Annotated in this window: 22 protein-coding genes and 1 tRNA gene; 19 read left to right on the top strand and 4 right to left on the bottom strand. The window is 45.7% G+C overall.

Translation table 11 applies throughout. The features are described from left to right. Positions 1-66 precede the first annotated feature (66 nt). The 9 genes from fabZ (at position 67) to H6626_07325 (ending at position 8,593) form a co-directional block, all read left to right on the top strand. Positions 67-498, top strand: coding sequence for a 3-hydroxyacyl-ACP dehydratase FabZ (gene fabZ, locus H6626_07365; protein USN48976.1), 432 nt, complete (start codon positions 67-69; stop codon positions 496-498). Beyond that, positions 498-1,280, top strand: a complete 783-nt coding sequence (gene lpxA, locus H6626_07360) for an acyl-ACP--UDP-N-acetylglucosamine O-acyltransferase (protein ID USN48897.1) — start codon at positions 498-500, stop codon at positions 1,278-1,280. Before fabZ ends, lpxA begins: the two co-directional genes overlap by 1 nt. Continuing rightward, a complete protein-coding gene (locus H6626_07355; protein USN48896.1) occupies positions 1,277-2,221 on the top strand; it encodes a Gfo/Idh/MocA family oxidoreductase in 945 nt (314 codons plus the stop codon). The genes lpxA and H6626_07355 overlap by 4 nt, the downstream gene beginning before the upstream one ends. Further along, positions 2,157-3,359: a lipid-A-disaccharide synthase gene (gene lpxB / locus H6626_07350; GenBank protein ID USN48895.1), complete on the top strand. Its 1,203-nt coding sequence runs from the start codon at positions 2,157-2,159 to the stop codon at positions 3,357-3,359. The genes H6626_07355 and lpxB overlap by 65 nt, the downstream gene beginning before the upstream one ends. Next, the gene (lpxK, locus tag H6626_07345; protein USN48894.1) at positions 3,356-4,354 is read left to right on the top strand and encodes a tetraacyldisaccharide 4'-kinase; all 999 of its coding nucleotides are present in this window, start codon (positions 3,356-3,358) and stop codon (positions 4,352-4,354) included. The genes lpxB and lpxK overlap by 4 nt, the downstream gene beginning before the upstream one ends. Continuing rightward, a complete protein-coding gene (locus H6626_07340; protein USN48893.1) occupies positions 4,326-5,243 on the top strand; it encodes a lysophospholipid acyltransferase family protein in 918 nt (305 codons plus the stop codon). Before lpxK ends, H6626_07340 begins: the two co-directional genes overlap by 29 nt. After that, the gene (locus H6626_07335) at positions 5,227-6,357 is read left to right on the top strand and encodes a DUF3108 domain-containing protein (protein USN48892.1); all 1,131 of its coding nucleotides are present in this window, start codon (positions 5,227-5,229) and stop codon (positions 6,355-6,357) included. The genes H6626_07340 and H6626_07335 overlap by 17 nt, the downstream gene beginning before the upstream one ends. A gap of 95 nt (positions 6,358-6,452) precedes the next feature. Then, the gene (locus H6626_07330; GenBank protein ID USN48975.1) at positions 6,453-7,607 is read left to right on the top strand and encodes a glycosyltransferase family 9 protein; all 1,155 of its coding nucleotides are present in this window, start codon (positions 6,453-6,455) and stop codon (positions 7,605-7,607) included. Then, positions 7,547-8,593 carry a glycosyltransferase family 9 protein gene (locus H6626_07325; protein USN48891.1) on the top strand — a complete coding sequence of 349 codons (1,047 nt, stop codon included), beginning with the start codon at positions 7,547-7,549 and terminating at the stop codon, positions 8,591-8,593. The genes H6626_07330 and H6626_07325 overlap by 61 nt, the downstream gene beginning before the upstream one ends. Here the strand turns inward: H6626_07325 and H6626_07320 are convergent. From H6626_07320 to H6626_07310, 3 genes are all read right to left on the bottom strand, one after another. After that, on the bottom strand, positions 8,582-8,995 hold the full coding sequence (locus H6626_07320) for a response regulator (protein USN48890.1): 414 nt from the start codon (positions 8,993-8,995) through the stop codon (positions 8,582-8,584). The two genes, H6626_07325 and H6626_07320, sit on opposite strands and share 12 nt — an antisense overlap. Positions 8,996-9,113: 118 nt before the next feature. Beyond that, the gene (locus tag H6626_07315) at positions 9,114-10,529 is read right to left on the bottom strand and encodes a sigma-54-dependent Fis family transcriptional regulator (GenBank protein ID USN48889.1); all 1,416 of its coding nucleotides are present in this window, start codon (positions 10,527-10,529) and stop codon (positions 9,114-9,116) included. After that, positions 10,519-12,405, bottom strand: coding sequence for a CHASE2 domain-containing protein (locus tag H6626_07310; GenBank protein ID USN48888.1), 1,887 nt, complete (start codon positions 12,403-12,405; stop codon positions 10,519-10,521). The genes H6626_07315 and H6626_07310 overlap by 11 nt, the downstream gene beginning before the upstream one ends. A 71-nt stretch (positions 12,406-12,476) precedes the next feature. On the opposite strand from H6626_07310, the gene H6626_07305 reads away from it, so the two are divergent. From H6626_07305 to H6626_07270, 8 genes are all read left to right on the top strand, one after another. Continuing rightward, a complete protein-coding gene (locus H6626_07305) occupies positions 12,477-13,418 on the top strand; it encodes a bifunctional riboflavin kinase/FAD synthetase (protein USN48887.1) in 942 nt (313 codons plus the stop codon). Then, positions 13,415-14,242, top strand: a complete 828-nt coding sequence (locus H6626_07300; GenBank protein USN48886.1) for a hypothetical protein — start codon at positions 13,415-13,417, stop codon at positions 14,240-14,242. The genes H6626_07305 and H6626_07300 overlap by 4 nt, the downstream gene beginning before the upstream one ends. Before the next feature lie 109 nt (positions 14,243-14,351). After that, positions 14,352-16,073 (top strand): type IV-A pilus assembly ATPase PilB, encoded by a 1,722-nt coding sequence (gene pilB, locus H6626_07295; protein ID USN48885.1) that lies wholly within the window; start codon positions 14,352-14,354, stop codon positions 16,071-16,073. Continuing rightward, positions 16,070-17,140 carry a type IV pilus twitching motility protein PilT gene (locus tag H6626_07290; GenBank protein USN48884.1) on the top strand — a complete coding sequence of 357 codons (1,071 nt, stop codon included), beginning with the start codon at positions 16,070-16,072 and terminating at the stop codon, positions 17,138-17,140. Before pilB ends, H6626_07290 begins: the two co-directional genes overlap by 4 nt. 15 nt (positions 17,141-17,155) lie before the next feature. Next, positions 17,156-18,379: a type II secretion system F family protein gene (locus H6626_07285; GenBank protein USN48883.1), complete on the top strand. Its 1,224-nt coding sequence runs from the start codon at positions 17,156-17,158 to the stop codon at positions 18,377-18,379. Positions 18,380-18,385: 6 nt separating this feature from the next. Beyond that, positions 18,386-20,065: an ATP-binding protein gene (locus tag H6626_07280; GenBank protein USN48882.1), complete on the top strand. Its 1,680-nt coding sequence runs from the start codon at positions 18,386-18,388 to the stop codon at positions 20,063-20,065. A gap of 42 nt (positions 20,066-20,107) precedes the next feature. Then, positions 20,108-21,511: a sigma-54-dependent Fis family transcriptional regulator gene (locus H6626_07275; GenBank protein ID USN48881.1), complete on the top strand. Its 1,404-nt coding sequence runs from the start codon at positions 20,108-20,110 to the stop codon at positions 21,509-21,511. A 340-nt stretch (positions 21,512-21,851) separates the two neighbouring features. Next, on the top strand, positions 21,852-22,385 hold the full coding sequence (locus H6626_07270; GenBank protein USN48880.1) for a hypothetical protein: 534 nt from the start codon (positions 21,852-21,854) through the stop codon (positions 22,383-22,385). 154 nt (positions 22,386-22,539) lie between these two features. Here H6626_07270 and H6626_07265 read toward each other — a convergent pair. Next, positions 22,540-22,616: transfer RNA gene (locus H6626_07265), tRNA-Arg, on the bottom strand. Positions 22,617-22,760: 144 nt separating this feature from the next. Here H6626_07265 and H6626_07260 point away from each other — a divergent pair. Next, the gene (locus H6626_07260; protein ID USN48879.1) at positions 22,761-23,234 is read left to right on the top strand and encodes a hypothetical protein; all 474 of its coding nucleotides are present in this window, start codon (positions 22,761-22,763) and stop codon (positions 23,232-23,234) included. Between the two features lie 234 nt (positions 23,235-23,468). Beyond that, positions 23,469-24,626, top strand: a complete 1,158-nt coding sequence (locus H6626_07255) for an ATP-binding protein (GenBank protein USN48878.1) — start codon at positions 23,469-23,471, stop codon at positions 24,624-24,626. Positions 24,627-24,766 lie beyond the last annotated feature (140 nt).

Below are 24,766 nucleotides of genomic sequence, written 5' to 3'. Positions count from 1 at the left end.
AAACATTTCTTTTTGTTGTGGAGGCCCAGAGTGGCTGAGCAAACCATTCACGATATACTTGATGTGATGAAAATCCTCCCTCATCGCTATCCATTCTTACTTGTGGATAGGGTGGTGGAGCGTACCTTGTCTTCAGGGAAGAATCGTGTGGGCAGCACCATTCGTGCGATTAAGAATGTCAGTATTAACGAACCCTTTTTTAACGGCCACTTTCCAGGCCGACCCATTATGCCAGGTGTATTAATCATCGAGGCTCTAGCTCAAGCCGGTGGATTGTCGTGTTTTCGGCCGGAAGATCCGCCTATGGATATGACCATTGGGTCGGTAAAAGAAACCCGCTTTCGAAAGCCAGTGGTTCCCGGAGATGTTCTAGAGTTGTGTTGTGAAGTGAAAAAAGATCGAGGCAACATGGTGCTGATCTCTGGCCGTGCCGAGGTGGGTGGCGAAATCGTGGCTGAAAGCGAAATTCTGGCCTGGTTCACTCCGCGGGAGCAATAATGAATATACATGAATCTGCGGTCGTATCACCTCAGGCTAAGCTAGCCGATGACGTGATTGTCGGTCCCTTTTCAGTGATTGAAGGTGATGTCACTATTGGCAGCGGATCACGAATTGATAGCCATGTGTGTATCGGTAGCCCCTTTGGCAAAGTCACAATTGGCAGGAACAATCATATTTTGCCAGGGGCCGTGCTTGGTGGCCCTCCTCAGGATCTCAAGTATGACGGTGAAAAAACCGAGTTAATATTGGGTGATAATAACGTGATTCGAGAGTTTGTGACTCTTAACTTGGGCACGGCTCAAGGTGGCGGTGTCACCCGTATTGGCGACCACAACCTTTTGATGGCCTACGTACACATTGCCCATGATTGTGAGCTGGGTGACCACATAGTTATTGCCAACACCACCCAGTTTGCGGGTCATGTTAAGGTAGAAGATCACGTTAAAATTGGTGGGCTTTGTGGAATCACTCAGTTTTGCAGGCTCGGCAAATATTGTTATATCGGTGGCGACTCATCGGTAAACAAAGATGTATTGCCCTTTACGATTGCCCAAGGCAATTGGGCCACCATGCGGGCCACTAATAAAGTGGGCCTTGAGCGGGCGGGCTTTAGTAAAGACGATATTGCTGCTATTCATAAATGCATAAGAATGGTTTTAAAAGGCGCGGGGACCATTGAAGAGATTATGGCAGAGTTGAAAGCTCAGTCCCATTTACCTGAAAGCGTTCAATATCTTTTAGATTTTATGCATTCCTCAAAGAGAGGGTTGGCAAGATGAGTAAGCTGAGAGCCGCCGTCGTAGGTGTGGGTTACTTAGGTCGATTTCATGCACAAAAATACAAAGCCATTGCCGATGTCGATTTGGTCGCCGTCTGTGATGCCAGTGCGGCGCGGGCGGCTGAGGTGGCTCAAGAGTTAGAGTGTGCTGCTGAAACGGACTACCGAAATTTGATAGGTAAAGTGGACCTGGTCACTGTAGCTTCATCTACTCCCACCCACTATGAAATTGCCAAAACATTTTTAGAAAATGGAATCCACGTTAACGTTGAAAAGCCAATTACTACCACCAGCCAGCAGGGTGAGGAGTTATGTAGTTTAGCCGAAAAGAACGGGCTTAAACTGCAGGTGGGACACGTCGAGCGGTTTAATCCTGCTTTTGAGGCTGCTCATAAAAAAATGATGGTTCCTTGGTTTATTGAGTGCCACCGATTGGCTCCATTTAAGCCAAGAGGTGTGGACGTCAATGTTGTGCTTGATTTAATGATACACGACTTGGATGTCATTCTCAGTCTTGTTGACAGCGAGCCTGTGAACATCGCAGCCGTTGGGACTCCGGTGATTACCGATACCATTGATATTGCCAATGCTCGCATCGAGTTTAAAAGTGGTGCGGTGGCAAATGTAACGTCCTCGAGGGTATCAACAAGTGCTCAGCGAAAGTTCCGAGTTTTTCAGCGAGATCAATACCTGTCTTTGGATTTTGGATCTGGAGATGTGAACTTGTTGACGAAGACAGGGCAGTGGCAGCCCGATGCGGAGTTACCCATAGAGCACGAATCATGGAACCTTGAAAAAGGTGATGCACTACTGGCTGAAACTCAGTCGTTTGTAAATTCAGTTCTTGAAAACAAACCCTGTCGTGTGTCTGGCCGAGATGGGCTTGTTGCACTTCGATTGGCGGAGAAGATCATTGGCGAAATCCAATCCCGCCTCAAATGAGATCTTAATCGTTGCTGCTGAGGCCTCGAGTACACTTTATGCTCAACGTTTGCTTGAATACTGGCGACAACAGAATCAGTCTATTGCAAGTTTTGGTATTGGCAGTCGGTCCATGGAAGCCATGGGGTTTGAAATCTTAGGTCGCTCTGAAGAATTGGCAGTGGTTGGGTTTCAAGAAGTCATGGCTCATTGGGGTGATATTAAAGGGGCGTTTGATCGATTAGTCGAAGCTGCAAAAGAGCGCAAACCGAAAGTGGCCTTGCTTCTAGATTACCCCGATTTCAATTTGCGATTGGCAAAGAAACTTAAAAAACTGGGAATACCCGTTGTCTATTACATTTCACCTCAAGTTTGGGCTTGGCGACGGTCACGGGTGAAAATAATTAGGCGCTTAGTAGATAAGATGCTGGTGTTGTTTCCGTTTGAAAAAGATTTTTATGACAAAAATGGTGTGTCGGCGGAGTTTGTTGGGCACCCGCTGTTGGATGAACTTAAATCTGACCTGTTTGATCAAAACGAGATCAAAAAGGATCGGCAGCGATATGGCATAAAAGACAACGAAACGCTTTTGGCTTTGATGCCAGGGAGTCGGCACTCAGAGATTAAAAACCATTTAGAAACTCAGTTGGCTGTAGCTGAACGCTTGCATGGAGAAAATGAAGACCTGCAAGTGGCGTTGTTTGTGGCGCCCACTTTTGATCTAGAGACCTTCAAAAGCAATATGCCGCCGCTTCAGTTTCCACTGATTGTTTTGCAGGATGAGCCTTTTCGTATGATTCGTCTTGCGGATGTAGTTTTGTGTGCCTCAGGGACGGCCACTTTGTTGGTGGGTCTCCTCGAAAAGCCCATGGTTATTATGTACAAAATGAATGCCATGACAGCGTGGATTGCGAAAACCTTTGTTAAAGACACGCCCTTTTTTGGAATGATTAACTTGGTTCTTGGCAAAATGGTGGCGCCCGAATTTTTTCAAGAGGCAGCAAGTGTAGAGGGTCTCGCGGGGGCACTTCGAAGGTTGATCAATGAACCCACGGCGGCCGAAGAGATGGCTTGTGACCTGAAACAGGCCAAAGTGAGATTGGGCAGTGAGGGGGCGACAACGAGAGTTGCCAAAGCCTTGGATGGCTATTTTTCATGAAAAAAAGAGATATGTTGGCTCCTTTGGGGTTATTGTTTTCTTTTCTGAGTGGGGCCCGTGGGCGGCTCTATGATTGGAAAGTGAAACCTGCAGAGTCCGTAGGCGTTCCGGTGGTGAGTGTGGGCAACCTCACAGTGGGGGGGACCGGCAAGACACCAGTTATTGCCGCACTCATTGAATGGGCCATTCAAAGCGGATATCGACCTGGAGTTGTTTCGCGAGGATATGGTCGACAAAGTTATGGCGTACAAGCTGTGCATGCAGATGATGAATCCGCAGAGCGGTTTGGGGATGAGCCAACCATGTTAAAAAAGCAGTTTGTTAATGTGCCGATCTATGTTGGGGCTGATCGAGTGCAGGCGGCTATGCAGTTAGTGTCGGAACATCCTGTGAATCTCATCTTTGCCGATGATGCCTTTCAACATCGAAAACTTAAACGAGACATTGATATTGTATTGATCGACGCCACGGCGCCAACCAGCGACTATCACCCCTTGCCGTGGGGCATGGCCCGGGAGTCATTTGAGAGTCTTCGCAGAGCTCAATTTGTGATTCTAACAAAAGTGAACCTGGCTTCTAGTGATAACTTGAAATTTATTGAGAATAAACTATCTGCTGTGAACGGTGATTTTAAGACCATACGTGCAGATTACCTTGTGACCTCTGAGTTGAATGATTTGTCAGCATGTTGTTTTGTGGTGTGTGGCCTGGGGCGGCCAGAAGCCTTTTTGGCGAGCCTTCAAATGAAGGGCTTCAATGTGGTGGGAAGTTTGTTGTTTCCGGATCACCATGCTTATTCAGAAACTGATGCTGTTCGCATTGTGTCTGAAATGAAAAAATTGGGTGCATCGGTGATTTTGACCACGGAAAAAGACTTTGTAAAATTAGATAGGCATAAAAATTTGAAAGACTTTGTTCAGGTGGTTTCCCTGCAATTGGGATTTTCATCGGACGTCGAGATTTTGCATGAAGAAATTAGCTCAAAAACTCTTTAAAATTGTGGCCGTAGGCGCCTGTTGGGTGGTGACGCTTTTGCCCTGGTCGTGGCAGCGACTGATCGGCGACGGCATTGGCATTTTATGGTTTGATGTATTTCGCATTCGACGAAATGTTATTTTAGGCAACCTCAAATTGGCATTCCCCCAATGGACAGAAAGTCAGCGGATGAAGGTGGGCCGTGAATCCTGTTTTAATTTGGGTCGTAGCGCTGTGGAGTTTTGTCGGTTTCCCTTCTATTCAAAACAGAAACATCGAGATGAATTCCAGATAAAAGGTCGCGAATACCTGGATATAGCTGTGCAGCGAGGCCGGGGAGTGTGCCTACTGACCCTTCACCTGGGAAACGGCGACCTTGGTACAGTGGGATTGGCACTCCATGACGTCCCCATGTCTATTATATCGAAAGAGTTTAAAGCGAAATGGTTGAATGATCTTTGGTTTGGGCTGAGGCAGCGGCTGGGCACTCGATTTATTCCACCAAGGAACAGCTCTTATGCGGTATTAAAAGAGCTAAAAAAGGGTGGCATTGTGGCCTTTGTTTTGGACCAATTTATGGGTCCACCCATTGGAGTGAGAACTCAATTTTTCGGGCATGAAACTGGTACAGCTATGGGTCTAGCAGTTTTAGCAGGGAGAGCGATGTGTCCAGTGGTTCCCGTTTACACTCTTCGAGAAATTGACGGCACGACCACAGTCCAATTTGGTCCTGAAATAGAATATGTTTCGAAAGAAGATAAAGATGAAACTGTGGCCTTTATGACTCAGGTTTACACTGATAAGATTGAGGAGATTGTGCGTCAGTACCCTGGGCAATGGATGTGGGTGCACCGCCGGTGGAAACCATTTATTGATCATCGAGAGCTAGAGCGTGACAACGAAGTTTAACAAAATAAAAAAATCTGTAACTGCGGCTGCAGCTTTATTTTTGTTGATTTCTTGTGCGTCAAAAATTCTTGAAGAAGAAAAACAAGAGACCTTTCATCAGAACAAAGAGTTTGAAAATCTGGTAAAGGTGAAAGAATTACCTGCCACTGATTCTGAAAAGGCGCAGATCGTCTCGCCGGAGGCGGCCAATCAAGTAAAACGTGCAGAGAAAAAATCAGAAATTAAAAAACAAAAAGAGAATGTGTCTAAAGCAGATGGAGTGCATGACCCTTTGTCAAAAAAACAAGTGCCGGACAAGAAGAGCGAAAAAGTGAAAGAAACCACTGAGCCCAAGGCTGAACAGAAAACAGCTAAAAAACGTTTGCCTCCAGTTGAAGACAGCGAGGGTTTTGTTGGGCGAAGACCAGAAGTCGACCCTTATGTTTTGGGGGAGCGGGTGACGATGGCGGTAAAGTACTTCAAAGTGGCTGCTGGTTATATGACCTTTGAAGTGAGACCAATGGCAGAGGTCAATGATCGTTTGGCCTATCACTTTGCTGTGATTATTAAATCGAGCAGCGTATTTTCCATGTTCTATAAAGTGGACGATTGGGCCGAAACATTTTTAGATTATGAAGAGTTGGTCCCTTTGACCATGGGAATACATGTGAATGAAAGCAAGCAGGCGCGTGACATTCGCTCGTATTTTGATTGGAAAAAACTGGAGGCCACATTCTGGGAGAAAAAAGTCACCAAAGAAAAAGGGGAAGAAGAGAAAAAACAAGTTTGGAAGCTCGCTCCCTATTCTCAGAATGTGGTGAGCGCCATTTTTTATTTAAGAAATTTTAATCTTCGAGTGGGTAAAACCATAGCTTTTCCAGTTTCTGATGATGGTAAGAATTTTGTATTTTCGGGCAAAGTGTTGCGAAAAGAAGTTTTAACCACGGAGGCCGGCACATTTAATTGTTTTGTTATTAAGCCTGAGTTGAAGTTGGATGGTGTATTTAAGCCGGTGGGAGATGTTTATTTGTGGATCACAGACGACAAATATCGAACGATGGTTCGGCTCGAATCAAAAATAAAAATAGGCACAATTATAGCCGAGGCCACAAAGATTGAGCGCCCTGGCCTTTAGCCTTTAACTGGCCCGTTCTATAGTCTTAAACGCTGGGCTATTATGAGTTTGTGTTATTGCCCTTAAGCGGGATTCGCTAAAATAAAATCATGGCAATGACTCAGTGCCGCTTTTTCAGCGGCTACAAACCATGTGATCGATCAGAAAACTGTGATGAGAAATGTCCCCAGTTGTCGGTGCCGAAAACTCGCATCTTGGTGGTCCACCTCGAGGCTTTAGGGGCTGTGCTCCGAGCCACGAGCTTGTTACCAGCCATTCACAGAAAGTACCCCGACGCGCATGTGACTTGGGTGACAAAGGGAAGTGCCAAACCGCTTCTTGAAAACAACCCGTTCATTGATCGCATTTTGACTATTAAAGAAGAGGATTTGCTGGCGCTATCTACACTTTCTTTTGATGTGAGCTATTGCATTGATAAATCGCTCGCCGCCGGTGGGGTTCTAAACAAACCAAAATTTATTAAAGAGCGATTTGGTTTTGGGGTTGATTCAAAAACGGGGGTCATTTTACCAGAAACAAATGCAGCTGATGAACTTTGGCAACTGGGCCTTTCAAATGAAAAAAAGTTTTTTGAAAATAATAAACCTGAGACTCAGTTGATGATAGAGGCCTTTGAGTTGGGGCCATTTAAAAGAGACGAGTACGTACTTTCCCTAACTGAGAACGAAAAACATCAGATGCGCGAGCGACGCCAACATTGGTTAAATGGTAAAAAATTGTTAGTTGGTATCAACACCGGATGCAGCCCCACAATTCCATACAAAAAGTTCACTGAAGAGGGCCATCAGCAGCTAGTCAGAAAAATGTTGTCCTTGGATGAGGTTAGGGTTGTGTTGTTGGGGGGCGGCAGTGAGACCGCATCTAACTTGAGAATAGCCGCAGGATTGGATGTGATCACATCGCCGACCGAGGCGGGTTTACGTGATGGCGCCATCAGTATTGCGGCTTGTGATATTGTGATTAGCGGGGACAGTTTGGGAATGCACATGGGGATCGCGTTAAAAAAATGGGTGGTGGCCTGGTTTGGACCCACCTGTGCCCATGAGATTGATCTCTATGGCCGCGGCAGAAGAGTGCTTTCTCAAGTGAGTTGTAGCCCTTGCTGGAAGCGGGCTTGTCAAAAATCAGTAATGTGTTACGATCGGGTCGATTTTGACCATCTTGTGCACGCCGTTGAAGAGGGAATTCAGTGGTTAACCTCATCTTACAAACAGCCTATCTCGGAGACCTCCTTCTCAGCATCCCTTTGATGCGTGAGTTTCGAAAACTATATCCAGATCATAAATTAATATTAGGCTGTCGTGCCGGTTTTGAAGAGCCGTTTCTTGCAGCGGGGCTTGTTGATGAAGTGATTTCAGTCAACAAAACCAATTCGCCATCGGTGCGGGCATTTCGTAAAAAACTGTTAAAATACGAGTATGATGTGGTGCTCAGTCCCCACGAAAGTATGCGCTCCGGTTTGCTGGTGCAGTCACTGAAGGCTAACAAAAAGGTAGGCTTTAAAAAATGGTGGAATGCATGGATTTTCGACTCTCGTGTGGAGCGTCCCATGCAGCGGCCTGATGCCCTAAGGCAGTTGCAGCTGTTGGCTCCATTGAATTCAAACTGGAATGAGATATTAGGTGAGGTCAGTGTTTTAAATATCACCGACAACAACACCGTCGGGCCGTGGCCGTCGGGAAGTGTGCCGACCTGGAGCCAAATGCGCATTGATCATCTTTTGCCCGAGTTTCAATCGGCGCACGCCGGAGCCACGTTTTTATCTCCTGGCAGTGTGTGGCCCACAAAACGTTGGGGGTTTAATAAATTTGTAGAATTGGGGAAGCGCCTTTCAGAAGAAGGTCGTCAAATCATTGTGACCGGTGGCCGGGATGAGCGGGCCCTTTGCGAGAGCGTTCAAAAACAGATCCCAGGAGCCCTGCTTTGGGCCGGTGAAAAATCTTTACTTGAGTCATTGCAGGAATTTCGGTTTGGCAGCCTGATGGTGACAAATGACAGTGGTGCCATGCACATGGCAGCCTGCGTGGGTTTGCCAGTGGTTTCGGTGTTTGGGCCGACCACGTTAAGTTTGGGTTATCGTCCGTGGCAAGAGCAGGCCATTGTTGTTCAGAAAGATTTAAGCTGTCGCCCCTGTGGCCGGCATGGCAGTAAGAAATGTCCTATTGGTACCCATGATTGTATGAAGCAAATCTCTGTGGACAGTGTATTGGATGCGGCAAAGACCTTATCCCACTGAACCCATCAGGCGTTCATAGGCTTCTCGCATTTTGTTCATAAAGTCTTCACGCTCAATGGGTTTCACGATGTAGCCAATCACGCCTTTGATGACGGCTTGAACCACGGTGTTTTTTGAATTGTCTGAGGTGATCATCATAAAGGGTGTGTTTTTAAGATTATTAGATTCTCGACAAGCGTCCAAGAGTTCCATACCGCCTAAGTTGGGCATGGTGATATCAGTAATAACCAGGTTAAATGGCTCGCCAACCTTGGCCGCCATAGTCAGTTGGCCAATGGCTTCGCTGCCGTCTTTAGCCAAGTGTACATTGCCATAGCCTTCTGCGTTTAAAATTTCGCCGATCAGTCGAAGGAGTGACTCAGAGTCTTCAACAACCAATATTTTAGAATCTTGTGGAAACATTATCTCCCCCCCGGGTCTATCTGATCATCATACAATCCAAATGAAATTCCTGCCAATGAGAAATTTCATTTGGATCGTGTTTGGCCGCAGGGGCGGTCGGGTGGGATCGTTGGAGCCTCTACTCTCGTCCAGTAACAAACTGCTTCACATCGATGCCGTATTTTTTAATCTTACGAAGCAATGTGTTTTTTGGGATATTGGCATGGGCCACGGTCTTATTGATTCGACCCTGATTGGCCCGCAAAGCATTTTCAATAAATTCTTTTTCTGTGACTTCCTTAAATCGATCAAAATCCATGGGACCTGAATATTCTTTTGGAATATCTATTTTCACCTTGTCTTTGGCTTTATCTTGAATGGCCTCTGGCAGGCTAGAGAGGGTTATGCTCGACGATGATTCCATAATAAAGGCTCGTTCGATGGTGTTTTCAAGCTCGCGAATGTTTCCAGGCCAATCGTAGCGTTTAAGAGCATCTAGGGCATCGGAGTCGATTCCCCGAATGACAGAAGTCTGTAGTTTGGCAAATTTCTTTACAAAATATTGTGCCAAACCATCGAGGTCATCCAGGCGGTCTCGAAGGGGCGGCATAAAAATAGGCATCACATTAAGGCGATAGAAGAAGTCTTCTCGAAAAGTTCCCTCTTCAATCATTTTCTCCAAATTTTGATTAGTTGCCGCCACAACGCGAGCGTTGGTTTTGACTTCTCGATTACTTCCTACAGGCATAAACTTTCGTTCTTGCAGAACTCTGAGTAGTTTTACCTGCATCTCCGGTCGAAGTTCGCCCACTTCGTCCAGAAAAATAGTTCCATTATTTGCCAGCTGAAATTTACCAATTTTTCGTTCATGAGCACCCGTAAAAGCTCCTTTTTCGTGTCCAAAGAGTTCACTTTCAAGCAGATTTTCTGGAATTGCTCCACAGTTGATGGCGACAAATTTTCCATGTTTTCTCGGGCTATTGTAGTGAATCGCTTTTGCAACTAGCTCCTTGCCAGTACCATTTTCACCGCGAATTAAAACTGTGGTATCTACTTGTGAAAGTTTATTGATGAGCTGGAAAATGTCGCGCATTTTTTGCGATGAACCGACAAATTCACTGTCAATGTCGTCATCAAAAATCGGGTTTGATATCGCAAGATCAGACACCATTTGCCGAGTCTCAAGGGCCCGCTTTACTAATTCTGTGAGCTTCTCTGGTTCAACCGGCTTTTCAAGATAGTCATAGGCGCCATATTTAATGGCTGTCACAGCATCATTGAGGTTACTGTGCGCGGTCATTATCACCACAAAGATTCTTGGATCTGTTTCTTTAATTTTCTCAAGGGCCTCAAGGCCGCTCATTTCGGGCATTCTGACGTCCATTAGAACCAAATCAAAACTTTTCTGTTGAGTGGCCTCAAGGGCTCTACGTCCATTTTCGGCCTCAACAATTTCAAATTCATATTCTGGCAGTGTGGAAATCAAGATTGAAGCCACGCTCTTTCGAAGTTGCTCTTCATCATCCACGATTAACACACTAAGCTTATTGCTCATCAAACTGCTCCTTTTCTTCAGCTTCCACATCTACGGGTAAGCTAAAGCCAATTTTTGTGCCACCTGTTTCGGGGCATTCTAAAAACACAGATCCACCATGCAATTCTACAAAAAATTTAACTAGGTATAAGCCCAATCCCGAACCCTTTGTGGTATCCACCTCGCGGGATGTTCGATAGAATTTTTCAAAGACTCGGTTTTGCTCCCTTTCTGGGATTCCTGGGCCGTCGTCTTCAACCACAAGGACCACTTGCTGATCCACCTCTGAAGTTGAAATAATCACATGACCATCTTCAGGCGTGTACTTAATCGCATTCTCAACAAGATTCAAGATGACCTCTAGCAATAATTGCCCATCAATATCAATGAGAAATAAGGGCTCCAGGCGAAGTTGCAGGGTAATCGACTTTGCAGCAGCAAGCGGCGCAAGCTTTTGGCTGACCGTTTCGACAATCTCGTTAAGGTCTTCTGCGTTACGATTGAGGCGAAATTCCCGGGCTTCAACACGACTGAGCTTCAAAATATTCTGAATATAGTGGTGTAGTTCAACGCTTTCGTCTCTCAAACTCTGAATGTCTTGGCCAATTTTTGTATCTAGGGGCTGCGAGAGGAGGCGGTCACAAATGGCTTGAATTTTTGCAAGGGGCGTCTTTAGGTCATGGCTAAAGAGGCTAACAAAGTTTTGTTTTAATTGTTCCACTTCGAGAAGCTTGTTCGTCTCCAGTTCCAATTGCCATTTTTCATAGTCAGAAACAGTCAATTGGTAGCTCAAAAACACAATATAAGTCACACCCAATTGAACCAGCACCGGGGTGGTTGGGATCCAGAAATTATAAGTGTCAAAAAGCCAAACTGAAAAAACCGTAAAAGCCATGCCCAGCCAAAAAAACAGCACCAGTGCCACTGACTGCGGATAAGAGTTCATAATGCGAATACTGAGCAAAAGAATGGCAAACAACAAAATCAACGACCACTCAAGGGGCAGGCGTTCAATCCATCGGTCATTTTTTAAGCTATCGACTATATTGGCTAAGGCTTCGGTGTCAGACATTTTTCCTAGTGGGGTAAGAAGCTGGTGATCTTCATCATTTGTGCCCCCAATGAGAATGATTTTTCCGCGCAGTTGTTCAACGGAGAAGTCGCCGTCAATGATCTGCTGAATGGTGAGTTGGGGGTAGGTTCCGCGCGGGCCACGAAAGTTTATAACCCGCTCCACGCCCGCAAGCCATGGCGTAGTAGAGTCTTGGGCGGGGCTAACTAAATCGGTGAGGCGAAGAGCTAAGTGTCTGATTTGCACCAGGGGAGAGACAAACCGTCGAAATACGCCATCGTTATCAGTCATCAACTCATTGAGGCCCGTGCCCTGTCCGAGGGATCCTGAAAACGCTGAATACAAAAGGCGGCCGTCGCGATCTAGGCGGGAGGCCCAAATCACTCGGGGGTTATCGAAGACCTCACTGTGATAGGTTTCTGTGTAAGTTTCGCGGGTCTCATTGCCAAAGTAAAAAGATATCCCAATGGCTTTTGGGTCTTGTGCGAGCAAAGTTTCTAAAAAATGGTGCCAAAGATCGGGCTCCCAATAAAAGCTATCGCTCAACTGAACCAATTCACGAAGCGGTCGAATCCAAGATTGTTTGCGGCCAAGTAAGTTGAGCCAATCATCCTGCGGCACTGAAATTAATAAAATGTTGTTATCTATTTTTTGTGGTCCGCGCAGTTGAAAGCGCAAATCATAACCGTCATCGTGTTCGGCCATGACGAGCGCTAAGCCCGTGGCCAAGCAAAGACCGGCACGAAGCCAAAGGTCTTTTTTTCTGCCAACAAGGGCCTTGAGTTGCTCGATCGAGCGTAGAAGCTGTTGTTTGAGAGTTTTCACTAACGCTACGTATCAAAAAGTCATAAAGAATTCAATTGGTTAGAGCGAAAAACTTGGTATTTTACCGCCACATGCAAACATTTAATGGAACTCAAAGCATAAAAACCCCGATTCCGGGGTCAGTGGTCACCCTTGGCAATTTTGATGGGGTTCATTTGGGGCACCGGGAGCTTATTTCAAAGGCTGTGGCTTCGGCCAGAAGCCTTGGAGTGCCGGCGGTGGTTTTTACCTTTGACCCCCATCCTATTCAGGTTTTGGCGCCGGATAGGCCCTTTCGCAGGCTTTTTGCCATAGATGATCTAAAAAATGTGTTGCCCGAATTGGGGGTGGACGTTTTGGTTGTTGAGCCGTTCACCCATGAGTTTGCGCGACAGGCCGCCGAGAGGTTTTTTGAAGAGTCTCTTTGGGCAAAGCTTCAGCCAAAACAAATCGTCGTGGGGCCGGATTTTGCCTTCGGCCGAGATCGTTCGGGTGACGTCGGTGCCCTGACCAAATTTGGGACCCCATTGGGGGTAGATGTGCGGGTTGTGCCTTCTGTGACGTTAGATGGTGAGGCTGTTTCAAGCAGCCGAATTCGGCAGGCCCTAGTGAGAGGCGAAGTGGCGGAGGCATCCAGATTGTTGGGGCGGCCTTTTTATGTGGTGGGCGATGTGACATCCGGTGCTCAAAGAGGGCGATCACTCGGGTTTCCTACGGCCAATATTGTTCCGTCAAATCATACATTGTCACCGCGTTCGGGCGTGTATGCCACGAAACTTTGCTTCGGTGATCAGTGCTATCCGTCAGTGACCAACATCGGAATCAATCCCACCTTTCAGACGTCTGAAAATTTGCAACCATTGTCTATTGAGACTCATATTTTAGATAAAGATATGAATCTTTATGGGAAAACTGTGAAGATCATGTTTTACTCTTTCTTAAGAGAAGAAAAAAAATTTTCCTCTGTGGAAGCGCTTATGCAACAAATTGAAGGCGACATTGAGGTGGCCAGGGAGTTGTTAAAGACACTATGAAATGGGTTGAAATTTCTGCCTATCCTTCAACAAAACGGCTTCAGTTTCTTAGCGACCACCTCAATGCTAAGGGGTTTGAAAATAGCCTCGCATTTGTCGATACGACCCCCGCAGGATTCGAAGACGAACTGACTAGTGCCATGCAAACCTATGACATCATACGAATTGGGCGTGGACTTGGAAGCGTTGTGATGCAGTACTTTAAAAAAAATACCGCTGATGTCAGGCATTTAGGGGCGGCGGATACCATTGTTAAAGTGGACGGCGAGTGGTGGCTGGCCAATGTGACCTTTCCGGCACTGCAAAGGGAACTCAGTGAAATTGGTACTAAGCTTAATATTTCAAGTGAAGCGTTAATTGTGGGCGCGGGTGCCAGTGCGCGAGCGGCAGTTGGCGCTATTGTAAAAATGGGTTTTAAAACCGTTAATATATCAAATCAGTTTGATGAACAGGCGCAGGATTTAATTGGAGACGTAAAGCGCAAGTACTTTGATGTAAAATTTAATTTTGTGCCCAAAGATCAGCTCATTTTATTACCCGGTACCAATGGAATAGTGATTAATACCACGCCGTTTTCTCCAGAGAACGATGTGCTGAACGAATTGTATTACTTTAATTTTCTACAGAGGCCGGGAGTAGCGATGGACTTGGTGCTTTCACCGCCAGAAACACCTTTGATAAAAGAAGCTCTCGGCATTCAAGCCACGGTGGTTTGTGGGTATCAGGTGGCGAGCTGGGCAGATGTCTTGTGGGCGGATTGGTACTTGGACCTGAAGCTGGACCATACCGAGTATGAAGAACTTCTGAAACAAGCATTAATTTGAATAAACCGCGACCGAAGTCTAGTTACAAAAAATGTCACCCAAGGGTAATCTAGTGGGGTGGAGACTGATCTCCAAGTATTTTAAATAACTAAGATAAAAAGGGGAGACCGTGGCAGCAAGGAAGGGCCTTGGCGAACTCTTAGTTCGAGAAAATTTAATTTCTATTGATCAGCTTGAACAAGCTCGTAAAGAGCAAAAAAAGCACGGTGGGCGATTGAGCACTTCGCTCGTGCAACTTGGATATGTCAAAGAAAAAGATCTCGCAGCCTTCATGGGGCAGCAATACAATTTACCGACCATCGATATTGATAACTTTGAAATCGACACTGATGTTATCAATTTAGTTCCGGCACATGTTTGCAAAAAAAATACGGTGATACCCGTACAGCGATCGGGGCGAAGTTTAGTTGTGGCGTTTGCCGATCCCAGCAATATTTTTGTAAAAGACGATTTAAGTTTACTAACTCGATTAAAAATTGAAGTGGTCGTCGCCTCAGAAACTTCGATTAAAAATGCAATCAATAGATACTACGGTAGCACGACGGCCACTGTCGATGACATCATGTCAGACTTTGTGGGATCTGAAGAAGCGGATGCTTCAGGGCCCTCGGTATCGGCGCAGGCCGAACTCATAGATGACCAAACGGGTGACAATAGCCCCATTGTCAGTTTTGTAAATGCCATGTTGGCTGAAGCCATTAAAATGCGGGCATCGGATATTCACATTGAGCCCTACGAGAAAAGATTTAGAATTCGGTATCGAATTGATGGTGTATTAACAGAGCGAACTCAACCCCCTCCGGGTATTGCTAATGCCATTTCTAGTCGGATCAAAATTTTAAGTAAAATGGACATTGCAGAACGTCGTCGCCCGCAGGATGGACGCCTAAAAGTACGTCTTAAAAATGGTCAAGATGTGGATTTTCGTGTGAACAGTTTGCCTGTTTTATTTGGTGAGAAAATCGTACTTCGGATTTTAGATAAATCAAATTTGCAGGTGGACTTGACTAAACTTGGTTTTGAGCAAGAACAGCTTAAGGTTTTTCAAAGTGCATTAAAAATGCCGCAGGGATTGTTGTTAATTACCGGCCCCACGGGAAGTGGTAAAACAACAACTATTTATTCAGGATTGGCTGAGTTAAATAAGCCAGAAAAAAACATCCAAACAGCAGAAGATCCGGTGGAGTTTAACTTGGATGGAATCAACCAAGTGCAGGTCAATGCAGACATTGGATTTGGGTTTCCTGAGGCATTAAGAGCGTTTTTGCGGCAAGACCCCGAGGTGATTATGGTGGGGGAGATTCGGGATCTTGAAACAGCCCTTATTGCCTTTAAGGCGGCCTCAACGGGTCACTTAGTGGTGAGCACATTACACACGAATGATTCCACTTCAACGGTGACACGTCTCATTGATATGGGAGTGCCCAACTATATGGTGGCCGAAGCGACAAAGGTTGTTATAGCTCAGCGCCTCATTAAGAAAATATGTGGATACTGTATTGTTGATCACTCTGTGACGCCTGAAGTATTGTTAGATATGGGTGTCCCGGAAAGCGAGCTGGATGAGTATAACGATCTAAAGCGCGGCGAAGGTTGCCCCAATTGTAACGGTACGGGTCTGGCAGGTCGAATGGCGATTTTTGAAGTTTTGAAAGTAACAACTCCGGTAAAAGAGGGTATTTTTAAAGGTCTTTCGCCCCTAGAACTGAAGCGTCATGCTGTAGCTCACGATAATATGGTGACACTACGAGGATCAGCGTTGTTGAAGTTGAAAGCGGGCATGACGAGTGTTGAAGAAGTGTTGAACGTAACCATCGGGGATGAGAAATGATAAATTTGCACCAGTTGTTGAAAGCAACTGTCAAGCAAGGTGCAACGGATTTGCATTTGGTGGCGGGCTCTGCTCCGGCGCTTAGAGTTGGCGGGCGATTGGTGCGCGTAAAGTCTGCAGATTTAACGGGCGAAGATGTTCGACGGCTTTGCTATTCGGTACTTACAGATGCTCAGAGAAGTCGCTTTGAAGAGCGAAAAGAGTTAGATTTTAGTTTTGAAGTAAAAAACATGGCCCGTTTTCGAGCCAACTTGTTTTTTCAAAAGCGAGGAGAGGTTTCAGGCGCCTTTAGGCGAGTGCCCTTTCAGGTTCCGAATATTGATGAACTGGGTCTGCCCAAGGCTGTGCGAGATATCGCTAACTTTCCTCACGGTTTGGTTTTGGTCACCGGCCCCACCGGAAGCGGAAAGTCCACAACTATTGCGTCCATTATTGACAAGATCAATCGAGAAACGCGGGGCCATATTATTACTCTTGAAGACCCCATTGAATATGTGCATGAACATAAAAGCTGCATAATCAACCAGCGTGAAATTGGTGCCGATACTGAAAATTTTAAAGATGCCCTGAAATATATTTTACGACAAGATCCAGATGTTTGTCTCATAGGAGAGCTACGAGATCTTGAGACCATAGAGTCTGCTTTAACTATTGCAGAAACAGGACATCTCGTTTTTGGAACGCTTCATACGAATTCAGCTGTGCAGACGATCAGCCGTATTGTCAGCGCGTTTCCGGCCGGCCAGCAAGAAAGAATTCGCGTGCAAATGAGTTTTGTGCTCAATGCGATTATTAGTCAACGCCTTGTTCCTTCAATGGATTCGCAAATAGCCGTGGCTTGTGAGCTTCTTGTAATGAATCCAAGTATTCGAAACCTCATTCGAGAAAATAAACTGCATCAAGTTTACGGTATGATGCAAGTCGGGCAAAATAAAAGCCACATGCAGACCCTGAATCAATCGCTATTGAATCTTACTTTAAAAAGGCGAATTACAATTAAAGATGCATTTTCATTTTCACCAGATCCGGAAGAGCTTGATGGGTTAATGAAAAAGGCCGGCGTTTAATTGAGGGGGCAATAAGTGGCGTCATTTCTTTTTCAAGCTAAGGCCGCAAACGGAAAGTTCGTTAAGGGCGAGGTTGTAGCTGCCAATGAAGCGGAAGCAAAGGTCAAGATTCGTGCCCAGAAGTTGGTGCCATTAAAAATCATACCAAAGGGTACGGCCGTCGGTATATCAGCTGCTTCGCGGAAAAAGACTGGCGGCAAAGGCGTCACACCAAAGGAGCTGCAGGTTTTCACCCGGCAGTTCGCGGTTTTGATTAGTGCCGGTGTGCCAGTTGTGCAAAGTCTTGAGGCGATGATTGGCCCTGGTCGAACCCCAGCAATGAATTCAGCATTAAAAGATATTCTGGGGGAAGTTGAAAAGGGACGTCGCCTTGCCGATGCACTCACGCTGCATCCTAAGATTTTTGACCGTATGTATGTTAACCTGGTGCGAGCCGGGGAAGAAGGCGGTGTGCTGGATACTATTTTAAACCGTCTGGCCACTTATATTGAAAAATCTGTGAAAATTCGCGGCAAAGTGAAGGGTGCAATGATGTATCCGGCGGTGATTATTGTGGTGGCTATCATAGTGATTGGTGCGATTCTCACGTTTGTGATTCCGAACTTCGTTCAGATGTTTCAATCAAGCGGTGGCGAGTTGCCGGCGCTCACCCAGATGGTTATTGATCTCAGTGATAACTTTCGGTCGAATTGGTATTTGTACCTTGCCGTGATGATTGCTATCCCCATAGCACTAAAGCAGTACTACCAAACAGAAGACGGACGAAAAACTTTGGATAAAGTGCTTATCGATATGCCTATAATGGGAGCGCTAGTGCAAAAAGGTGCTATTGCTCGGTTTTCGAGAACTCTAGCAACCATGTTACGGGCGGGTGTTCGAATCATTGACTCTTTGGATATTGCTGCCTCCACAGCAAAAAACTATGTGATTGAATCAACAATTCTTGGCGCAAAAGAGTCAATTAGCAGTGGTAGAACTGTGGCTGAGCCGCTTCGAAAATCAAAGTATATCCCAGACATGGTGGCGCAGATGATTTTTATCGGTGAGCAAACTGGTAACATGGATCAGATGCTTGAAAAAGTAGCCGATTTTTACGAAGACGAAGTGGAAGCCACTGCTGATGCCATGACCAGCCTAATTGAACCATTAATGATGGTGGTTCTCGGCGGCATTATTGCCGTACTTGTATTGGCAATGTATCTACCCATTTTCAAACTCGCCGGTGCTGCGGGAGGCTGATCGTAGATGGAAGTGATTGATTTGTTAGCAGTACGACAGGGTAGGCAGAAAAGATCTGTGGACCCAGTGGTGATAGGGCCACTTGTTGAGGCCGTGCGGGTTTGCATTTTGGCTTTGGCCCTGTTGACTTTTTTTCTGGTTCTCATGGGAGCCACGGAATTTGTAAATTTTGAGATCTGGACCTCTCTGCTGGCCATCTTGTCGCTGGGGTTTTTATCGCATCTATTGTATTTAAGTCGAAGTGGTGAAAGGGCACACAGTGCCTCTGCCGAGTACGCCGTATTTGCAGTAGATACTTTGGTTTTTGCCGGCCTTTATTATTTTATCGGATTGCTGCAGCCTATTTTTCTTTTTGTATTCATGGGCAATATCGTTATGGCCGGCCTCATGCTTAAGCGGGTGGGTGGCTTGTGGGTCGCTCTATGGACGTCTGTAGTATACAGCGTGCTTCTGTTAGCTAATCCGGAGCTTCAGGGAGAGAATATTTACCTCACTGTAGTGTTGAACAATTTGGCTTTTTTTGCGGTGGCTCTTTTGAGCGGTCAGCTCAGCGAGCAGCTGAATTTACTCGGTGAGCGGGTAAAAGAACAAGAAGAAGATGTAAAAGCCCTTCAGCATTTGAATCAGCTTATTGTTAAAAACATTTCTACAGGTCTATTGATGATTGACTCAAAAAGAGAAATTACATTTTCAAATCAGCCTTCATTAGATTTGTTTCAAGAAGACGATTTAAATGGGTTTTTTCTTGATCGGGTGATTCCTGAAGTTGCGGCGATGTTAAAGGCAGGTGATCTTTCAGGTTCTGACAGGCAAGCGCAGCGCTTAGAAGTGAACTACGTGAATAAAGATCAAGAGCGGATGGTGTTAGAGGTACTGATATCGCCTCTGAGAGAGAGGGAATCTGGCGATCAAGGCCATATTCTTTTGGTTCAAGATCTTACTGAGATCAAGCGTATGCAGCAAAAGTTGATGGAAAAAGACAAATTAGCTGCGGTCGGGCAACTGGCAGCGGGCATTGCTCATGAGATTCGAAATCCTTTGGCCAGTATTAGTGGAAGCATTCAAATGCTGGCTACTTCGGTTTCAGCTCAAAGTGAAGAAGATCAAAAATTGTTGGCCATTACTGTTCGTGAAATCGACAGGCTAAACAATCTTATCGCTGAATTTTTAGATTACGTCAGGCCAAGTGATATTGTTGAAGATCCTATCAGTGTAAACTCGGTTCTCACGGATGTGGTTGAAATAGTAAAGCTCAATAAATCACTGCCACAGGCGGTGGAGCTGGATCTCCGGTTGGAGTCAAAAAAGTTGATTCTTGGCAATAAAGACAAACTTAAACAGGCCTTATTGAATATTCTAATTAATGCCTACCAGGCGGTGGCTCATGCAGAGGAACCAAGGGTCTCTGTTCACTCCTATGATCGTTCACACGGAGTGATTGTATCCATTAGAGACAATGGTTGTGGTATGAGTGAAGGGACCATTCGGCGAATGTACGAACCTTTTCATACAACAAAGCCTAAGGGTACGGGTTTGGGATTGGCTATTACAAACAAGATACTCGAGGCCCATGGGGCCATAATTTTAGTAGATAGTGAAGTGGATTCAGGAACGACGTTTACGATAGAATTTCCTATTGAGACAAAACCGCACCCTGATGAAATGGCTTTGCGAAAACAGGCGTAATTTTAATGGGCATCGAGAAACAACAACTGTGAGGAGAGCGTAATGAAACCACGTATTCTGGTCGTAGATGATGAAGAGTCTATACGCGAGTTTCTAGATATCATGTTGCGAAAAGAGGGCTATGACGTCACTTGCGTCGAAGATGGCCAAGAGGCCATTGATACTCTCAAGAAAAAAACATTTGATATGGTCATTTCTGATTTGCAGATGCCTAACGTGACGGGGATTGAACTGCTCCGGCATGTGAGTGAGCAAAACCCAGATATTTTGTTTATGATGATCACTGCTTTTGGCACTACAGAAACAGCCGTAGAGGCGATGAAGTTGGGTGCCTATGACTATATTACTAAGCCGTTCAAAATTGATGAAGTGCGAATCAACATTGCCCACGCGCTAAAGAGTAAAAATCTTGAAGTTGAAAACCGACAACTTAAGAAAGTCTTGGTTAAAGAGAATAGTTATTCGAACCTGGTCGGAAATACCGATTCCATGCACCAGCTGTTTGAAATGATTCAGCGAGTGGCTCAGACACCAACAAATGTATTGATCACCGGCGAAAGTGGAACGGGTAAAGAAATGATTGCCAAGGCGATTCATTTTAATGGACCACTAAAAGATAAGGCATTTATTCCCGTTAACTGCGGAGCCATCCCAGAGAACCTCATAGAGTCAGAGATTTTCGGTCACAAAAAAGGCTCATTTACCGGTGCTGTTGCGGATAAAGCGGGTCTCTTTGAAGCGGCCAACGGCGGAACTCTATTTTTAGACGAGGTGGGCGAGTTGCCGCTGAGCATGCAAGTGAAGTTGTTGCGAGCCCTACAAGAAAAGGTGATTCGTCGTGTGGGAGCTGTGGATGACACAAAGATTGATGCGCGAATTATTGCTGCCACCAATAGAAACCTCCACGAGATGGTCGAAGATGGTACGTTTCGCCAAGATCTTTTCTATCGATTGAATGTGATTTATCTAAAAGCTCCGCCGCTTCGAGATCGAAAAGAAGATATTCCCATTCTGGCCAACCACTTTCTAAAGAAATACAACGAGCGCCTGAATAAAGCCATTGGCGGAATAAGCGATGAGGCCATGGCCATCATTAAGAACTACTCTTATCCCGGTAACGTGAGAGAGCTAGAGAACATTATCGAGCGAACGGTTGCCTTAGAGGGGGGAGCCACCATCTTGCCAGAAAGTTTGCCACCTCTGGTCAATACAAGTTCTGGTAGAAAGTTGGCTTCCAGTCACGAAATCGAAATCACTGAAGAGGGAATAGACCTCGATAAGGTGATGGGCCAGATTGAAAAAGAACTATTGGTGAAAGCCATCCACGCCTCCAGCGGTATCAAAAAAAAGGCCGCCAAGTTGTTGCACATAAGCTTTAGATCTATGCGCTACCGAGTAGAAAAGTACGGTCTAGGCTCACCCAACGACGACGACCTCGACGAATAAGGCGAATAAGGTACCCGGTTCATTTTCGAATAAGGTACCCGGTTCATTGATTTGCAGCGCACCACGCCCCAAAGGTATCCCTTTCCTTTTTGCGTTGCATGCCGTCGTCGGAAAATATCATTTCATAGGTCACTAATAGCTGGGTTCATTATTTCTTGGCAGATCGGAACGGTGGATGTCCGACGCTCACATGAATATGTACCCGATAGTAATGGCATGAATTCAAGGTTTTGCACCATGCTAATGACGATCTGCAACGCAAAAAGGAAAGGGATACCTTTCGGGGTGCACTCCCAGTCCGCCCCTGATAGATGATTAACTTACATCACTGGGGGGTATCATGTTCTGGGGTTTAATATTTACCGTTATTGGGATTTCTTTAATCGTAGAAGACGCATTTCATTTTAGCATCCCTATTGGCCGCACAATTTTGGGGCTGATTGTTGTTTACTTTGGAGTGAAGATGATCTTTGGATCTTCTCACTTTCAATTTACAAAAAAAATCGATGATAGTAATGCCGTATTTGGTGAGTCAGAGTTTTCGTTTCCTCCGTCTAAAGTTAAAGGCGAAATCCCCGAATATGTAGTTGTGTTTGGGCAAGGCCAGTTGGATTTGCGAGAGGTAGACCTCACAAAAGCTTCTCAGCGGGTGAAATCTGACACTGTTTTTGGAAATACGGTGATTCGCTTGGCAAAAGGATTGCCCGTACGCATTTCAACCAATTCTGTTTTTAGCAGTATCGAGTTGCCTGACAAAAACACAAGTTCCCTTGGTAAGTTCAGCTATGAGTCAGATCAAGCCAAGTCGGCCAAGGATGTGCTTCACCTAGAAATCAATGCCGTGTTTTCTTCCGTGGAAGTGATCGAGATGTGAGGGGTGAACACCGTTCACTTCCGGTTGCGGTTTAGAGTTACAATTTAGGTCTGGTCTCATCTGAGTAACGGTTTTTCGGGGCTAGATCCGGACGCCCTATTTATGGTGAGGCGAGAATTAACGCTGTGCAAATCAAAAATGAACCGGGTACCTTTGGTGACCACGGCAAGGATTGAACTTGCGACCTGCAGATTAGGAATCTACCGCTCTATCCAACTGAGCTACGTGGTCCACTGAGATTTGATTAGGGCCCTTTTCCCTCGATTTGACGCATATTTCAAGCTCGATCCTGTCATATTTAATGAAGAACTTGAAATTTTGGCCGGCATCGATAGTGTGCGGACTTCATTGGGGATATTGTTTGTGGGGTAATCTATGAAGGTTATATTTATCGCAATGGCATTGGTGTATAGCGGTTTGGCGATGGCCGACGTGGCCGTGGGTGATCGAGTGATCTATTTGTCGCTTAATATGGCCAAGGACAATTCCGAACAGATCATAAGCAGAACGAGGTGGGCCAAAGAAATTTTGGCGGTCGCAAGTGATGATAATCAGGCCCTAGTTCAGCTTGAAAATAATCACGGTGAATTCTCTCAGGCGTGGGTGCCACTAGATCAGTTGGGCTATATCGACGACATTGAAGTTTTCTGCAAAAACCTTCGGCCTCAGGGTGAGGCCGCCAACCTTGAAGAGTTAGTGATTAGAGCGGGGCGGTTCAAGACTTGCAAAGTCCAAAGTGGTGATGGAAGTGAGACTTCTTGGTATGCCGGCGATGTACCGTTCGGACTCGTTAAGCGGTTTGTGATCACTGATGACTATTATCAGATTGATGAGTTGAGCAGACACTGAAAGTCGGATCGGTTGAGTGTTGGATACGCCACTGCGGGCATCCAGCCCTCAAAACGGAGCTGATTCGGACCCTGGCTGTTTCATAGTCACATCGGCGGGTTAGGTGTGGCGTAGGTCTGATATTAGAAGCCCAGCTAGTCCAGTTGGTAAATCGCCGATGGGCCAAAGCCCCTTTGAATGGGTTGCCCCTGGGACTGGATATTTGATAGGTTGACCTATCAAATATGATAGGTTATGCTATCAAATGTGAAAAAGCTAGTAAAATTAAGTTATATTAAGAAGTTACACGGTCATATGGAGGCCGACAATGGCTTTATTCAGGTGCTTCTGGGCCCGCGACAGGTGGGAAAGACCACTTCAACATTGCATCTACTTTCGCAGCACTTCAAGGCCACCTCAGACTACATAAGCCTTGAGAAGGTGTTTAATCCTGGTCCAGAGTTTATCGTTGAAAACTGGAGCCGGGCTCACAAGGACAAAAAGATTCTTGTTATTGATGAAATCCAAAAATGTGAGAGCTGGTCAGAAACTATTAAATTTTTGTACGACGAAAATAAACGTCTCGGCATCAAGACCCGTGTGGTGTTGCTGGGTTCAAGTTCACTGGAAATTCAAAAAGGCCTTACAGAAAGTCTCACTGGGCGATTTCAGTTGATCCAAGCCCATCACTGGAACTTTGATGAGTCAAATAGGGGATACAAACTGAGCCTTGATGAGTGTCTTAAGTTTGGTGGCTACCCGGGCTCTTATCCGCTCATTGAGCAGCACGATAGTTGGGTCGAGTACTTGAAAAATTCAATAGTTGGTACTGTGGTCGAAAAAGATATTCTGCAATACCAGAGCGTGCGCAGCCCGGCTTTGTTTCGGCAAGCTTTTGAGATCATTGTGGGCTATCCGGCCCAAGAAATATCTTATACTAAACTACTTGGTCAGATTCAGGACCGCGGTAATGTGGAGCTCGTAAAACACTACCTTCGCCTCTATGAAGGGGCGTTCCTCATTAAGACCATTGAGAAATACTCTAACAAAATCGTGAAAACAAAAACCTCCTCGCCCAAAATTCTGCCTTTGGCACCCTGCCTGTATTACCTCACCGTAATTGACGATTATCAGAGCGATGAGCAGGGGAGGGCTTTCGAGCTTCTCGTTGGCGCACAACTTGTGCGAACAGGTTGGCCCCTCTACTACTGGCGGCAGGGCAAGGATGAAGTGGATTTCGTATTGAAAAAAGGTCGGCGCCTGTGGGCGATTGAAGTAAAAAGTGGTCGAAAAAAGTCGGCCAAAGGCTTAATGAAATTCAAAACTGAGTTCCCCCAAGCAAGCCCCGTAATCATCACCAAAGATAACTATATACAGTTTGAAAAGGACCCTTTGGCCTTTCTCGAGCGGTGATCTCCAAAGGGAATCCGATACCTTTTGGCAAAAAGTGACAAAAATCGGCCCTTCATCGCCTCAATGGGCACTCTTTTAATCAATTTGAGGCCCTTGTGTGATCTAAGCCTGGCACCGAGCTTGCTCCGTTGGGGATCGGA

The organism is Pseudobdellovibrionaceae bacterium (assembly GCA_023898385.1).
Classification (GTDB): Bacteria; Bdellovibrionota; Bdellovibrionia; order Bdellovibrionales; family UBA1609.
The sequence above is the reverse complement of the archived record's forward strand: the minus strand, read 5'-3'. Positions and strand labels throughout refer to the sequence as shown.

Excerpts from the sequence above, each read along its gene's own strand:
- H6626_07290 (USN48884.1), top strand. The coding sequence starts at position 16,070 with ATGATAAATTTGCACCAGTTGTTGAAAGCAACTGTCAAGCAAGGTGCA.
- H6626_07300 (USN48886.1), top strand. The coding sequence starts at position 13,415 with ATGAAATGGGTTGAAATTTCTGCCTATCCTTCAACAAAACGGCTTCAG.
- H6626_07305 (USN48887.1), top strand. The coding sequence starts at position 12,477 with ATGCAAACATTTAATGGAACTCAAAGCATAAAAACCCCGATTCCGGGG.
- H6626_07320 (USN48890.1), bottom strand. The coding sequence starts at position 8,995 with ATGTTTCCACAAGATTCTAAAATATTGGTTGTTGAAGACTCTGAGTCA.
- lpxB (USN48895.1), top strand. The coding sequence starts at position 2,157 with ATGGGCTTGTTGCACTTCGATTGGCGGAGAAGATCATTGGCGAAATCC.
- H6626_07315 (USN48889.1), bottom strand. The coding sequence starts at position 10,529 with ATGAGCAATAAGCTTAGTGTGTTAATCGTGGATGATGAAGAGCAACTT.
- H6626_07355 (USN48896.1), top strand. The coding sequence starts at position 1,277 with ATGAGTAAGCTGAGAGCCGCCGTCGTAGGTGTGGGTTACTTAGGTCGA.
- fabZ (USN48976.1), top strand. The coding sequence starts at position 67 with ATGAAAATCCTCCCTCATCGCTATCCATTCTTACTTGTGGATAGGGTG.
- H6626_07260 (USN48879.1), top strand. The coding sequence starts at position 22,761 with ATGAAGGTTATATTTATCGCAATGGCATTGGTGTATAGCGGTTTGGCG.
- H6626_07330 (USN48975.1), top strand. The coding sequence starts at position 6,453 with ATGACTCAGTGCCGCTTTTTCAGCGGCTACAAACCATGTGATCGATCA.
- H6626_07280 (USN48882.1), top strand. The coding sequence starts at position 18,386 with ATGGAAGTGATTGATTTGTTAGCAGTACGACAGGGTAGGCAGAAAAGA.
- H6626_07255 (USN48878.1), top strand. The coding sequence starts at position 23,469 with ATGCTATCAAATGTGAAAAAGCTAGTAAAATTAAGTTATATTAAGAAG.
- lpxK (USN48894.1), top strand. The coding sequence starts at position 3,356 with ATGAAAAAAAGAGATATGTTGGCTCCTTTGGGGTTATTGTTTTCTTTT.
- lpxA (USN48897.1), top strand. The coding sequence starts at position 498 with ATGAATATACATGAATCTGCGGTCGTATCACCTCAGGCTAAGCTAGCC.
- H6626_07275 (USN48881.1), top strand. The coding sequence starts at position 20,108 with ATGAAACCACGTATTCTGGTCGTAGATGATGAAGAGTCTATACGCGAG.
- H6626_07340 (USN48893.1), top strand. The coding sequence starts at position 4,326 with ATGAAGAAATTAGCTCAAAAACTCTTTAAAATTGTGGCCGTAGGCGCC.
- H6626_07270 (USN48880.1), top strand. The coding sequence starts at position 21,852 with ATGTTCTGGGGTTTAATATTTACCGTTATTGGGATTTCTTTAATCGTA.